The 11,977-nt window shown below is 72.2% G+C and carries 13 protein-coding genes; 1 reads left to right on the top strand and 12 read right to left on the bottom strand.

Features of this window, described 5'->3' with window-relative positions:
* From carA to pyrR, 5 genes are all read right to left on the bottom strand, one after another.
* A partial coding sequence (gene carA / locus IEY78_RS27810; RefSeq protein WP_189102854.1) for a glutamine-hydrolyzing carbamoyl-phosphate synthase small subunit occupies positions 1 to 1,102 on the bottom strand: 1,102 nt, incomplete at its 3' end.
* Complete coding sequence (locus IEY78_RS27815) at positions 1,099 to 1,704, bottom strand: PH-like domain-containing protein (RefSeq protein WP_189102855.1); 606 nt, start codon at positions 1,702 to 1,704, stop codon at positions 1,099 to 1,101. The genes IEY78_RS27815 and carA, both read right to left, overlap by 4 nt.
* The gene (locus IEY78_RS27820) at positions 1,701 to 2,987 is read right to left on the bottom strand and encodes a dihydroorotase (RefSeq protein ID WP_189102856.1); all 1,287 of its coding nucleotides are present in this window, start codon (positions 2,985 to 2,987) and stop codon (positions 1,701 to 1,703) included. The genes IEY78_RS27815 and IEY78_RS27820 overlap by 4 nt, the downstream gene beginning before the upstream one ends.
* 4 nt (positions 2,988 to 2,991) lie before the next feature.
* Positions 2,992 to 3,969, bottom strand: a complete 978-nt coding sequence (locus tag IEY78_RS27825; protein WP_189102858.1) for an aspartate carbamoyltransferase catalytic subunit — start codon at positions 3,967 to 3,969, stop codon at positions 2,992 to 2,994.
* A gap of 91 nt (positions 3,970 to 4,060) precedes the next feature.
* Complete coding sequence (gene pyrR, locus IEY78_RS27830) at positions 4,061 to 4,651, bottom strand: bifunctional pyr operon transcriptional regulator/uracil phosphoribosyltransferase PyrR (protein ID WP_189102860.1); 591 nt, start codon at positions 4,649 to 4,651, stop codon at positions 4,061 to 4,063.
* Between the two features lie 219 nt (positions 4,652 to 4,870).
* Here pyrR and bldD point away from each other — a divergent pair, with 219 nt between their 5' ends.
* The gene (gene bldD / locus IEY78_RS27840; protein ID WP_093482219.1) at positions 4,871 to 5,371 is read left to right on the top strand and encodes a transcriptional regulator BldD; all 501 of its coding nucleotides are present in this window, start codon (positions 4,871 to 4,873) and stop codon (positions 5,369 to 5,371) included.
* A gap of 197 nt (positions 5,372 to 5,568) precedes the next feature.
* Here bldD and nusB read toward each other — a convergent pair whose 3' ends face one another.
* The 7 genes from nusB to aroC all read right to left on the bottom strand — a co-directional run bounded on the left by nusB (position 5,569) and on the right by aroC (position 11,920).
* A complete protein-coding gene (gene nusB / locus IEY78_RS27845) occupies positions 5,569 to 6,003 on the bottom strand; it encodes a transcription antitermination factor NusB (RefSeq protein WP_189102862.1) in 435 nt (144 codons plus the stop codon).
* A gap of 2 nt (positions 6,004 to 6,005) precedes the next feature.
* Positions 6,006 to 6,572: an elongation factor P gene (gene efp, locus IEY78_RS27850; protein ID WP_189102864.1), complete on the bottom strand. Its 567-nt coding sequence runs from the start codon at positions 6,570 to 6,572 to the stop codon at positions 6,006 to 6,008.
* Between the two features lie 66 nt (positions 6,573 to 6,638).
* The gene (locus tag IEY78_RS27855; RefSeq protein ID WP_189102866.1) at positions 6,639 to 7,745 is read right to left on the bottom strand and encodes an aminopeptidase P family protein; all 1,107 of its coding nucleotides are present in this window, start codon (positions 7,743 to 7,745) and stop codon (positions 6,639 to 6,641) included.
* A gap of 64 nt (positions 7,746 to 7,809) precedes the next feature.
* Positions 7,810 to 8,670: a Pro-rich N-terminal domain-containing protein gene (locus IEY78_RS27860; protein ID WP_189102868.1), complete on the bottom strand. Its 861-nt coding sequence runs from the start codon at positions 8,668 to 8,670 to the stop codon at positions 7,810 to 7,812.
* 423 nt (positions 8,671 to 9,093) lie between these two features.
* Entirely contained in the window at positions 9,094 to 10,185 is a 1,092-nt protein-coding gene (gene aroB, locus IEY78_RS27865) for a 3-dehydroquinate synthase (protein ID WP_189102870.1), read from the bottom strand.
* Positions 10,182 to 10,739, bottom strand: a complete 558-nt coding sequence (locus IEY78_RS27870) for a shikimate kinase (protein ID WP_189102872.1) — start codon at positions 10,737 to 10,739, stop codon at positions 10,182 to 10,184. Before IEY78_RS27870 ends, aroB begins: the two co-directional genes overlap by 4 nt.
* Entirely contained in the window at positions 10,736 to 11,920 is a 1,185-nt protein-coding gene (gene aroC / locus IEY78_RS27875) for a chorismate synthase (protein ID WP_189102874.1), read from the bottom strand. Before aroC ends, IEY78_RS27870 begins: the two co-directional genes overlap by 4 nt.
* Between the last annotated feature and the right edge of the window lie 57 nt (positions 11,921 to 11,977).

Raw genomic sequence — 11,977 nt, forward strand, 5'->3', positions numbered from 1 at the left:
CGTCATGCGGACCCGCGGCGGCTTCGGGGTGGTACTGCACACTGAACGCCGGCTGGTCAAGGAGGTGCAGACCCTCCACCACGTCATCGTTCAGACACACATGGGAGACCTCGGCGCGGCCGAAGGGGGTGTCGGAGACCTTGTCCAGCGGGGCATCGACGGCGAAGCCGTGATTGTGCGCGGTCACCTCCACCTTCCCCGTCGTACGGTCCTGCACCGGCTGATTGATCCCCCGGTGCCCGTACTTCAACTTGAACGTGCCGAAACCCAGCGCACGGCCCAGGATCTGATTGCCGAAGCAGATACCGAACAACGGCGTCTTGCGCTCCAGCACCCCACGCATCAGCGAGACCGCATGGTCGGCGGTGGCCGGGTCACCCGGCCCGTTCGAGAAGAACACCCCGTCCGGAGCCACCGCATAGACATCGTCCACGCTGGCCGTGGCGGGCAGCACATGCACCTCGATGCCGCGCTCCGCCATCCGGTGCGGCGTCATCCCCTTGATCCCCAGATCGATCGCCGCAACGGTGAACTTCTTCGTGCCGATCGCCGGGACGACGTAGGGCTCCTTGGTGGCGACCTGGGCGGACAGGTCGGCGCCGGCCATCTCAGGGGCCTGGCGCACCTTGGCCAGCATCGTGCCCTCATCGGGCAGCGCGTCACCGGAGAAGATCCCCACCCGCATCGCACCACGCTCACGCAGATGACGCGTCAACGCACGCGTGTCGACACCACTGATGCCCACCACACCCTGCGCGACCAGCTCCTCGTCCAGCGAACGCACCGCGCGCCAATTGGACGGAACCCGGGCCGGGTCACGCACCACATAGCCCGCGACCCAGATCCGCTGCGACTCGGGATCCTCGTCATTCACACCGGTGTTGCCGATGTGCGGAGCCGTCATCACCACCACCTGCCGGTGATACGACGGATCCGTCAGCGTCTCCTGATAGCCGGACATACCGGTGTTGAACACCGCTTCGCCGAAGGTCTCCCCCACGGCCCCATAGGCGCGGCCCCGGAAGCTGCGGCCGTCCTCCAGGACGAGTACGGCGGGGAGCCCCCCTGTGCCGTGGGCGGAACCCCTGGTGGAGGTCGTCATCGTGCGCCTTCCGTTTCGGTGTACTCGGTGTGCTCGGTGGTGCGGGTGGTGTGCGGGGTGGTGCTCAGGGTGGTGAGGGCCTCGACCCAGGCGGTGTGCTCGGCGGCCCGGTCGGAGCGGAAGCCCGAGTCGAGCTGCTTGCCGCCGTGCTCCCAGGTGACGATCAGCAGACCGCCCTCGGTGAGGACCTTGCCGGCGATGCCCTTGTCCAGGCGGGCGCCGCGGAGTGCGGCCACCGGAACGAAAAAGTCCGTCGCTCCGGGGCGGACGACCGCCAGGCCCCGGTCGGTGAGGGTCAGCTCGACGCGGCTGCGGGTCCCCAGGCCGTGCGCGACGATGCGGTCGAGCCACTGCCCGGCGGTGGTGGAGCCGTGGTAGCGGCCGCTGAGCGTCAGCCGCGGCTCGCCGGGCTCGTCGGGGAGGGCCGGCAGCTCGGGCAGATCGCCCTGGAGGGTTCCGCGCCACTTCCAGCCCTGGCGCATCAGCCAGTAGACGAAGGCGACGAAGACCAGGAGTCCGACGACCCAGCCGATCCGTGCCGCCCAGTCGGTGACCGGTGCGGACTGCTGAGCCGCGGCCAGGTGGAACAGTGAAGGAGTCACGCCAGCTTCCCGTCGACGAGCGTTGCCCGGCCCCGCAGGAAGGTGTGGGTGACGCGTCCCGGCAGCTCGCGGCCCTCGTAGGGGGTGTTGCGGCTGCGGGAGGCGAAGCCCGCGGGGTCCACCTCTCCACGGTAAGCGGAATCGACGAGGGTGAGGTTGGCGGGTTCACCGGCCGAGACGGGGCGGCCGTGGCCGGCGGCCCCGCCGATCTGCGCGGGCTTGACCGACATCCGGTCCGCGACGCCCGCCCAGTCCAGCAGTCCGGTCTCGACCATCGTCCGCTGGACGACCGACAGCGCGGTCTCCAGGCCGACCATGCCCATGGCGGCCGCGGCCCACTCGCAGTCCTTGTCCTCGTGCGGGTGCGGGGCGTGGTCGGTGGCGACGATGTCGATCGTGCCGTCGGCCAGGGCCTCGCGCAGCGCCATGACGTCGCGCTCGGTGCGCAGCGGCGGATTGACCTTGTAGACGGGGTTGTAGGTGCGCACCAGCTCGTCGGTGAGCAGCAGGTGGTGCGGGGTGACCTCGGCCGTCACGTCGATGCCGCGGGACTTGGCCCAGCGGACGATCTCGACGGAGCCGGCGGTCGACAGGTGGCAGATGTGCACCCGGGAGCCCACGTGCTCGGCGAGCAGCACGTCCCGGGCGATGATCGACTCCTCGGCGACGGCGGGCCAGCCGCCGAGCCCCAGCTCCGCCGAGACGGCGCCCTCGTTCATCTGGGCGCCCTCGGTGAGCCGCGGCTCCTGGGCGTGCTGGGCGACGACGCCGCCGAACGCCTTCACGTACTCCAGCGCGCGCCGCATGATCACGGCGTCGTGGACGCACTTGCCGTCGTCGGAGAAGACCGTGACCCCGGCGGCGGACTCGTGCATGGCGCCCAGCTCGGCGAGCTTCTTGCCGTCCAGGCCGACCGTCACGGCGCCGATGGGCTGCACATCGCAGTAGCCGTGCTCCCGGCCGAGGCGGTAGACCTGCTCGACGACGCCGGCGGTGTCGGCCACGGGGAAGGTGTTGGCCATGGCGAACACGGCGGTGTAGCCGCCGCTCGCCGCGGCGCGGGTGCCGGTCAGGACGGTCTCGGAGTCCTCCCGCCCGGGCTCCCGCAGATGGGTGTGCAGATCGACCAGGCCGGGCAGCAGCACCTGCCCGGCGGCCTCGATGACCTCGGCCCCGTCGGCCGGCAGGTCGGTGCCGACGGCCGCGATCAGCTCACCGTCGATCAGGACGTCCTGCGGCTGCCCGCCGAGCACCTGCGCACCGCGGATCAGAATCTTGCTCATGGTCTTACTTCTCCTCGGTACGGGGGTGGGTCACGGCGGGCTCGTTGCCGCCCAGCAGCAGGTACAGGACGGCCATGCGGACGGAGACGCCGTTGGCCACCTGCTCGACGGCCGTGCAGCGGCCGGAGTCGGCGACCTCGGCGGTGATCTCCATGCCGCGGACCATCGGGCCGGGGTGCATCACCAGGGCGTGCCCGGGCATCCGGGCCATCCGCTGGCCGTCCAGGCCGTAGCGGCGCGAGTACTCGCGCTCGGTGGGGAAGAAGGCGGCGTTCATCCGCTCGCGCTGCACCCGCAGCATCATCACGGCGTCGGACTTCGGCAGCACGCTGTCCAGGTCGTAGGACACCTCGCAGGGCCAGTGCTCGACGCCGACCGGCACCAGCGTGGGCGGCGCGACCAGGGTGACCTCGGCGCCGAGGGTGTGCAGCAGGTCGACGTTGGAGCGGGCGACGCGGCTGTGCAGCACGTCGCCGACCAGGGTGATGCGCTTGCCGCCGAGGTCCTGGCCGAGTCCGGCGTCCGGGCCGAGGAGCCGGCGCCGCATGGTGAAGGCGTCCAGCAGGGCCTGGGTGGGGTGCTGGTGGGTGCCGTCGCCGGCGTTGATGACCGGGGCGTCGATCCAGCCGGAGGTGGCGAGCCGGTAGGGCGCGCCGCTGGCACCGTGCCGGATGACGACGGCGTCGACGCCCATCGCCTCCAGGGTCTGGGCGGTGTCCTTGAGCGACTCGCCCTTGGAGACGCTGGATCCCTTGGCGGCGAAGTTGATCACATCGGCGGAGAGCCGCTTCTCGGCCGCCTCGAACGAGATCCGGGTCCGGGTCGAGTCCTCGAAGAAGAGGTTGCAGACCGTGCGTCCGCGCAGGGTGGGAAGTTTCTTGATCGGCCGGTCGGCGACCCGCGCCATCTCCTCGGCGGTGTCGAGGATCAGGACGGCGTCGTCGCGCGTGAGGTCGGCGGCCGAGATGAGGTGACGCTTCATCCGGGGTGCTCCGTGAGTGAAGGAGGGGTACGGGTATCCGTCGAGCGGGCATGCCTGCGGGCCCGGTGCCACCGGGATCCCGCGCGGTGCGCTAGCGCTCGCCGGCCGGTGCGGCGTGCTTGACCCCGAGCAGCACGGCGTCCCGGCCGTCCTCCTCGGTGAGCTGGACCTTGACCGTCTCCCGCAGCGACGTGGGGAGGTTCTTGCCGACGTAGTCGGCGCGGATCGGCAGCTCGCGGTGGCCGCGGTCGACGAGGACCGCCAGCTGCACGGCGCGCGGCCGCCCGATGTCGCCGAGGGCGTCCAGCGCGGCGCGGATCGTGCGTCCGGAGAACAGGACGTCGTCGACGAGCAGGACGACCCGGCCCTCGATGCCGTCGGCGGGGATGTCCGTGCGGGCGAGCGTGCGGGCGGGGCCCAGGCGCAGGTCGTCGCGGTACATCGTGATGTCGAGCGAGCCGACCGGAACGGCGCGGCCGGTGATCTCCTCCAGCTTGGCGGCCAGCCGCCGGGCGAGGAAGACGCCGCGGGTGGGGATGCCCAGGAGCACCACGTCGTCCGCGCCCTTGGCGCGCTCGACGATCTCGTGGGCGATACGCGTGAGCATCCGCGCGATGTCCGGGCCTTCGAGCACCGGTCGCGCGGGGAGCTGGACCCCCGCGTCGGAACTGTGTGCGTCCATACGAAACGGACCCCCTTCTCCGCCTCACGGGACGGACCTTAAAGGACGTCGGAATTACGCAGTCAGGTTAGCAGGACCCCTTCCGGCGCCCGTCGGCACCCCTGACGGGTGAGGGTCTGACCCGTTCCGCTTGACGAAGTCAGATTACGCTGCGTAACCTCACAGTGAGTTACCAGCCCGCGGCTGAGCCGCATTTCGACACAGCGTCCGGGGAGCCATATGTCCAGCGAATACGCCAAACAGCTCGGGGCCAAACTCCGCGCCATCCGCACCCAGCAGGGCCTCTCCCTCCACGGCGTCGAGGAGAAGTCCCAGGGCCGCTGGAAGGCCGTGGTCGTGGGATCGTACGAGCGCGGCGACCGTGCCGTGACCGTGCAGCGCCTCGCCGAACTGGCGGACTTCTACGGCGTTCCGGTGCAGGAGCTGCTGCCGGGTACGACACCGGGCGGCGCGGCCGAGCCGCCGCCGAAGCTGGTGCTCGACCTGGAGCGCCTGGCCCACGTCCCGCAGGAGAAGGCCGGCCCGCTGCAGCGCTACGCCGCCACCATCCAGAGCCAGCGCGGCGACTACAACGGCAAGGTGCTCTCGATCCGCCAGGACGACCTGCGCACCCTCGCGGTCATCTACGACCAGTCGCCCTCGGTCCTGACCGAGCAGCTGATCAGCTGGGGCGTGCTCGACGCCGACGCCCGCCGCGCCGTGCAGCACGACGAGCTCTGATACCCCCTCCCACCTGCAGAAACGTGCCGCCGCTCCGGACCTCCGGGGCGGCGGTTCGGCGTTCCGGCGGTCACGAACGGCGTGGGCGGCCGCCCCCGGAGCCCCCGTGGAGCGTCCCGGACGGCGTTCTGCGGGCATGCGACGGGCCCGGAGCAGATCACCCCGCTCCGGGCCCGTTCACACGCTCTGCCGACCTTCTACCGCTCCTCGCGGCGCAGGCTCGGCTTCAGCTCCTTGAGACGGCCGAGGAGGCCGTTGACGAAGGCCGGGGAGTCGTCCGTGGAGAACTCCTTGGCGAGCTGTACCGCCTCGTCGATCGCCACCGCGTCCGGGGTGTCGTCCACCCAGAGCAGCTCGTAGGCGCCCAGACGCAGGATGCTGCGGTCGGCCGCGGGCATCCGGTCGAGGTCCCAGTCGACCGCGTAGGTGGAGATCAGCTCGTCGATGCGGGTGACATGGTCCGCGTACCCCTCGACCAACTGCAGGGTGTATTCGTTCACCGGCGGCTGCCGGGGGTCGGTCCGGGCGTGCCGCATCCAGTCCGCGAGCACGGACTGCACATCGGCACCGCGCTGGTCGGCCTCGAAGAGTATCTGGAAGGCGCGCTTACGGGCCTTGCTGCGGGCAGCCACGGTTAGCTGTTCACCCGGCCGAGGTAGTCGCCCGTGCGGGTGTCGACCTTGATCTTCTCGCCGGTCGTGATGAAGAGCGGCACCTGGATCTCGTGGCCGGTCTCCAGCGTCGCGGGCTTGGAACCGCCGGTGGAGCGGTCGCCCTGGACGCCGGGCTCGGTGTGCTGGATGACGAGCTCGACGGCGGCCGGCAGCTCGACGTAGAGCACCTCGCCCTCGTGCTGCGCCACGACGGCCTCGAAGCCCTCGATGAGGTAGTTCGCGGCATCGCCGACGGCCTTGCGGTCGACCATCAGCTGGTCGTAGGTGTCCATGTCCATGAAGACGAAGTACTCGCCGTCCATGTACGAGAACTGCATCCCACGCTTGTCGACAGTGGCCGTCTCGACCTTCACACCGGCGTTGAAGGTCTTGTCCACCACCTTGCCGGAGAGCACATTCTTCAGCTTGGTGCGGACGAAGGCCGGGCCCTTACCGGGCTTGACGTGCTGGAACTCGACGACGGACCAGAGCTGGCCCCCTTCGAGCTTGAGCACCAGGCCGTTCTTGAGGTCGTTCGTGGAAGCCACGGTTGCGGAATCTCCTGGACTGCAGGTTGTGGGTACCTCGAAACCGTGCGCCGCAAGCCCTGGGGCTCACAGCGCGAGCAGCTCCTTGGTCGTGATCGTGAGTAGCTCGGGCCCGCCGTCCGCCTCGGGGCGGACGACGAGTGTGTCGTCGATCCGGACACCCCCTCGGCCCGGGAGGTGAACCCCCGGTTCGACGGTGACCGGCACGCAAGCGTCCAGTTTACCCATGGCGGCAGGGGACAATTGAGGGTCCTCGTCGATTTCGAGTCCCACACCGTGCCCGGTCCACGGTCCGAGGCCCTCGCCGTACCCCGCCGCGTCGAGGACGTAGCGGGTCACCCGGTCCACCTCGCGGCACTCCACACCCGGTGCCAGCGCCTCGCGCCCGGCCCGCTGGGCTGCGAAAACGAGATCGTACAGCTCGATCTGCCAGTCCGCGGGCGTGGTGCCGATGACGAAGGTGCGGCCGATCTCGCAGCGGTAGCCGCGGTAGTTGGCGCCCAGGCAGACACTGAGGAAGTCACCCTCCTCGACCCGTCGGTCGGTGGGCAGATGTCCGGGGCGGCCGGCGTTCTGCCCGGTGGCGACGGAGGTGGGGAAGGCCGGGCCGTCCGCGCCGTGGTCGACCAGCCGGCGCTCCAGCTCCAGCGCGAGATGCCGCTCGGTGCGGCCCACCAGGATGGATTCGAGCAGCTCGCCCAGTGCCTGGTCGGCGATCTCGGCGGCGATCCGCAGGCAGGAGATCTCCTCGTCGTCCTTCACCAGCCGCTGCGCCTCGACCGCGCAGGCCAGGTCGGTCAGCCGCAGCCGGGGCGCGACCTGGGAGAGCGCCCGGTGGCGGGTGACGGTCAGATGGTGCTCCTCGACGGCCAGGGTGTCCGCGCCGGCCTTCGCGGCCAGATCGGCGCCGGCCACCACCGGGTCGCCGCCCCGGGTCGGCAGGACCGACACCCGTACGTCCTCGGCCGGCCGCCCCTCCGCGGGATCCCCGCTCAGCGGCCTGCCGCAGAGCAGCACATCGACGGCCGGACCCAGCAGCAGCGCGGCGCCGGACGGGGCGCAGCCGGTGAGATAGCGGACGTTCGCGGGGCGCGAGATCAGTGCGGCGGCACTTCCGGTTGCGGCGCAGCGGTCGCGCAGCTGCATGCGTCGGACCGCGTACAACTCGGACATATCACGAGGGTACGGCGGCTTCCCCGGGGCGGCCGGTCGAGCGGGGCCGCCCGGGGGACGGCCGCTACCAGGTGGGCGGGCTGGCGATGCTGCGGGCCACGACGTCGTCCAGGACCCGTACCGTCGTGGCGACATCGTGCTGGGAGTTGTCGATGATCGGCAGTCCCGAGCCGTACCAGCCGGCCATCCGCCCGTGGATGCGGGCCACCTCTTCGTCGGACAGCCGGCGGTTGCCGCTGCGCCGGGCGTTGCGCTCCAGGACGATCTCCAGACCGGGCAGCAGCACGACCGGCAGCAGGCCGGGGCCCACATGCCGCTTCCAGCCGCCCAGGCCGACGACCGGCCGGTCGGGGAAGACGGCGTCGTCGAGGATGCAGGAGATGCCGTTGGCCAGGAAGTTGCGGGCCGCGAAGCCGCAGGTGCGGCGGGCGAGGCGGTACTGCGCCTCGGAGTGGTCGTTCCAGCCGGCCTGCGGGTCGGCGAAGCCCGAACGGACCCATTCGCGGACGTCGTCGAGGCTGATGTGGGCGGTCGGCACCCGCCGGGTGTCGGCCCAGTGGCGCGCGACGCTGGTCTTGCCGGCTCCGGCCGGGCCGATGAGGAGCACCGCGACGGCCGTGTGCGCGGCGTCCGGGGCGGCGGTGTCGGCGGGCGGGCTGGGCAGCGGCACCGGGGCGCCCGCGGGCAGCCGGATCTGACCGGTGACGTCGTTGCCGGGCGCGGGCTGCCGGGGCGCGGGCGGGACGGGCGGGTGCCAGCCCTGCTGCTGCGGGGCGGGCTGCTGCACGGGCGGGGGCGGGGCCGCGGGGGCCGGCGACGAGGGGGGCGGGGTGGGCTGCCCCGGGTGGGGCGTCCAGTGCATGGCGGCCCCGGGTCCTGATGCCTGCCCGTGGGGCGGCAGCGGAGCCCCCACTGCGTAATGCATCCGGTGGCTCTCCGTCTCGTGCGGTCCGATGTGGTGCGTGGCTCCCCCGGCGCGCGCCGGTGATGCCCGAGCGCCGGGCCCCTCGGCCCGTGCTCCGTGCGCTAACCCACCCGCGCGGAGGGGCCGTTGTGCCCCGCGGCTCGGTGCGGGTGGTGCTGCTGCGAACGGTACCCTCCCGGGCCCGTTCACAGGAGAGATCCCTGCCCCGGCGCTCAGCACCTGAACGGCCGGGGCAGGACGGAAGTGCCCTGGTGGCGCGTCAGATGTGCGGCCGGCGGCGCCGGGAGGCAGGGGAAGGGACACAAGGCGCCCCGGCCCGACGCATACGGGACGCGGCGGGAGCGGGGCGCGGGGGTACCGGGGCCGAAGCGGCCGGAGCCGGGCCCCGGCGCGCTCCGGTCCGGGCGCGCCGGGGCGGACGGCTCAGGCCGCGATCTCGGCGTGCGCGGCGAGCAGCATGGCCGGGTCCGGGCCCTCCAGGACGGTCGGCTTGGCCAGGCCGTCCAGGACGATGAAGCGCAGCCGGTCGCCGCGGGACTTCTTGTCGACCTTCATCGTCTCCAGCAGCTTGGGCCACTGGTCGCCGCGGTAGGTCAGCGGCAGCCCGACGGCCTCCAGGACCGTGCGGTGCCGGTCGGCGGTGGCGTCGTCCAGGCGGCCGGCGATCCGGCCCAGCTCGGCGGCGAAGACCATGCCGACGGAGACGGCCGCGCCGTGCCGCCAGTTGTAGCGCTCGTTCTTCTCGATGGCGTGCGCCAGGGTGTGGCCGTAGTTGAGGATCTCGCGCAGGCCGGACTCCTTGAGGTCGGCGGAGACCACCTCGGCCTTGACCCGGATCGCCCGCTCGATCAGCTCGGCGGTGTGCGCCCCGTCCGGACGCCTGGCGCCCTCGGGGTCCGACTCGATCAGGTCGAGGATCGCCGGGTCGGCGATGAAGCCGGCCTTGATGACCTCGGCCAGGCCGGAGACGTAGTCGTTGACCGGCAGCGAGTCGAGCGCGGCCAGGTCGCAGAGCACCCCGGCCGGCGGGTGGAAGGCGCCGACGAGGTTCTTGCCCTCGGCGGTGTTGATGCCGGTCTTGCCGCCGACCGCCGCGTCCACCATGCCCAGGACCGTGGTCGGCACCGCGATCCAGCGCACCCCGCGCAGCCAGGTCGCGGCGACGAAGCCGGCCAGGTCGGTGGTGGCACCACCGCCGACGCCGACGATCACATCGCTGCGGGTGAAGCCGGACTGGCCGAGCGCCTTCCAGCAGTACGCCGCGACCTCGGCGGTCTTGGACTCCTCGGCGTTCGGCAGCTGGATGGCGATCGCCTCGTAGCCCTGGGCGGCCAGGTCCTCGCGCAGCGCCTCACCCGTGGCGGCCAGCGCCTCCGGATGCAGCACCGCGACCCGCTTGGCGCCCTCGCCGATCAGGCCCGGGAGTTCGCCGAGCAGCTGCCGCCCGACGAGCACCTCGTACGGGTCGGTGCCCGCCGTGCCGCCGACCTGGATACGGGTGGCCTGCTCCGTCATGCCTCTTCCTCCCTGTGGACGGCCCGCGGGGCGTCCGCCCCGGCCGGCCGAAGCTCCAAAGCGTCCAGGATCGCCTCGGCGACCTGCTCGGGGGTGCGCTCCCCCGTCTCGATCACGGCGCGCGCGACCTGTGTGTACAGCGGGCGGCGCCGCTCCATCAGCTCGCGCCACTGCTTGCGCGGGTTGACGGCCAGCAGCGGGCGGGGCGCGTCGAGGCCCACCCGCTTGACGGCGTCGGCGAGCTGGACGTCCAGGAAGACCACCGGCAGCCCCGTCAGCAGCGCGCGGGTGCCGTCGTCCAGGATGGCGCCGCCGCCGAGCGAGAGCACGCCCGGGTGCGTGTCCAGGGCGCCGCGGACGGCCGCCCGCTCCAGCTCACGGAAGTGCGGCTCGCCCTGGTCGATGAAGATCTCGGCGATCGGGCGGCCGGCCGTGGCGACGACATCCGCGTCGGTGTCGCGATAGCCGACGCCCAGCCGCTCGGCGAGCAGCGCGCCCACCGTGGACTTGCCGGCCCCGGGCGGGCCGATCAGCACGACGGCCGGCGACGTCACTTGATCGCCAGGTTGTCGAGGTAGCCGCGCACGTTGCGGCGGGTCTCGGGCACGCTGTCGCCGCCGAACTTCTCGACCACCGCGTCCGCCAGCACGAGCGCCACCATGGCCTCGGCGACGATGCCGGCGGCCGGCACGGCGCAGACGTCCGAGCGCTGGTGGTGCGCCTTGGCCGCCTCGCCGGTGCTCACATCGATGGTGGCCAGCGCGCGCGGCACCGTCGCGATCGGCTTCATCGCGGCGCGTACCCGCAGTAGTTCGCCGGTGGTCAGGCCGCCCTCGGTGCCGCCGGAGCGGCCCGTGCTGCGCTTGATCCCGTCGTCGGTGGAGACGATCTCGTCGTGGGCCTTCGAGCCCGGCACCCGGGCCAGGTCGAAGCCGTCGCCGACCTCGACGCCCTTGATCGCCTGGATGCCCATGAGGGCCGCGGCCAGCCGGGCGTCCAGCCGCCGGTCCCAGTGGACGTGCGAGCCGAGCCCCACGGGCACGCCGTAGGCCAGCACCTCGACGACGCCGCCGAGGGTGTCGCCGTCCTTGTGGGCCTGGTCGATCTCGGCGATCATCGCCTTGCTCGCGTCGGCGTCCAGGCAGCGCACCGGGTCGGCGTCCAGCTTCTCGACGTCGGAGGGCTCGGGGAGGACCCCGTACGGGGCCTTGGCCGCGGCCAGCTCCACGACATGCGAGACGATCTCGATGCCGGCCGCCTCCTTGAGGAAGGAACGGGCGACCGCGCCCAGCGCGACCCGGGCGGCGGTCTCGCGGGCCGAGGCGCGCTCCAGGACCGGACGGGCCTCGTCGAAGCCGTACTTCTGCATGCCGGCGAGGTCGGCGTGGCCGGGGCGGGGGCGGGTCAGCGGCGCGTTACGGGCCAGCGCGTCCAGCACCTCCTGGTCCACCGGGTCGGCCGCCATGACCTGCTCCCACTTGGGCCACTCGGTGTTGCCGACCATCACGGCCACCGGCGAGCCGAGCGACAGACCGTGCCGCACCCCGCCGAGGAAGGTGACCTCGTCCTGCTCGAACTTCATCCGGGCACCGCGGCCGTAGCCGAGCCGGCGCCTCGCCAGTGCGTCCGCCACCAGCTCCGTGGTGATCGGGACCCCGGCCGGAAGGCCCTCCAGCGTCGCCACGAGTGCGGGGCCGTGCGACTCCCCCGCCGTCAGCCAGCGCAACCTGCTCAACGGTGCTCCTCATGTACTGCTCATCCGCGTACGGTCTCCCCCCGATCCTCCCACGTC

The organism is Streptomyces kronopolitis (genome assembly GCF_014646275.1).
GTDB lineage: Bacteria > Actinomycetota > Actinomycetes > Streptomycetales > Streptomycetaceae > Streptomyces > Streptomyces kronopolitis.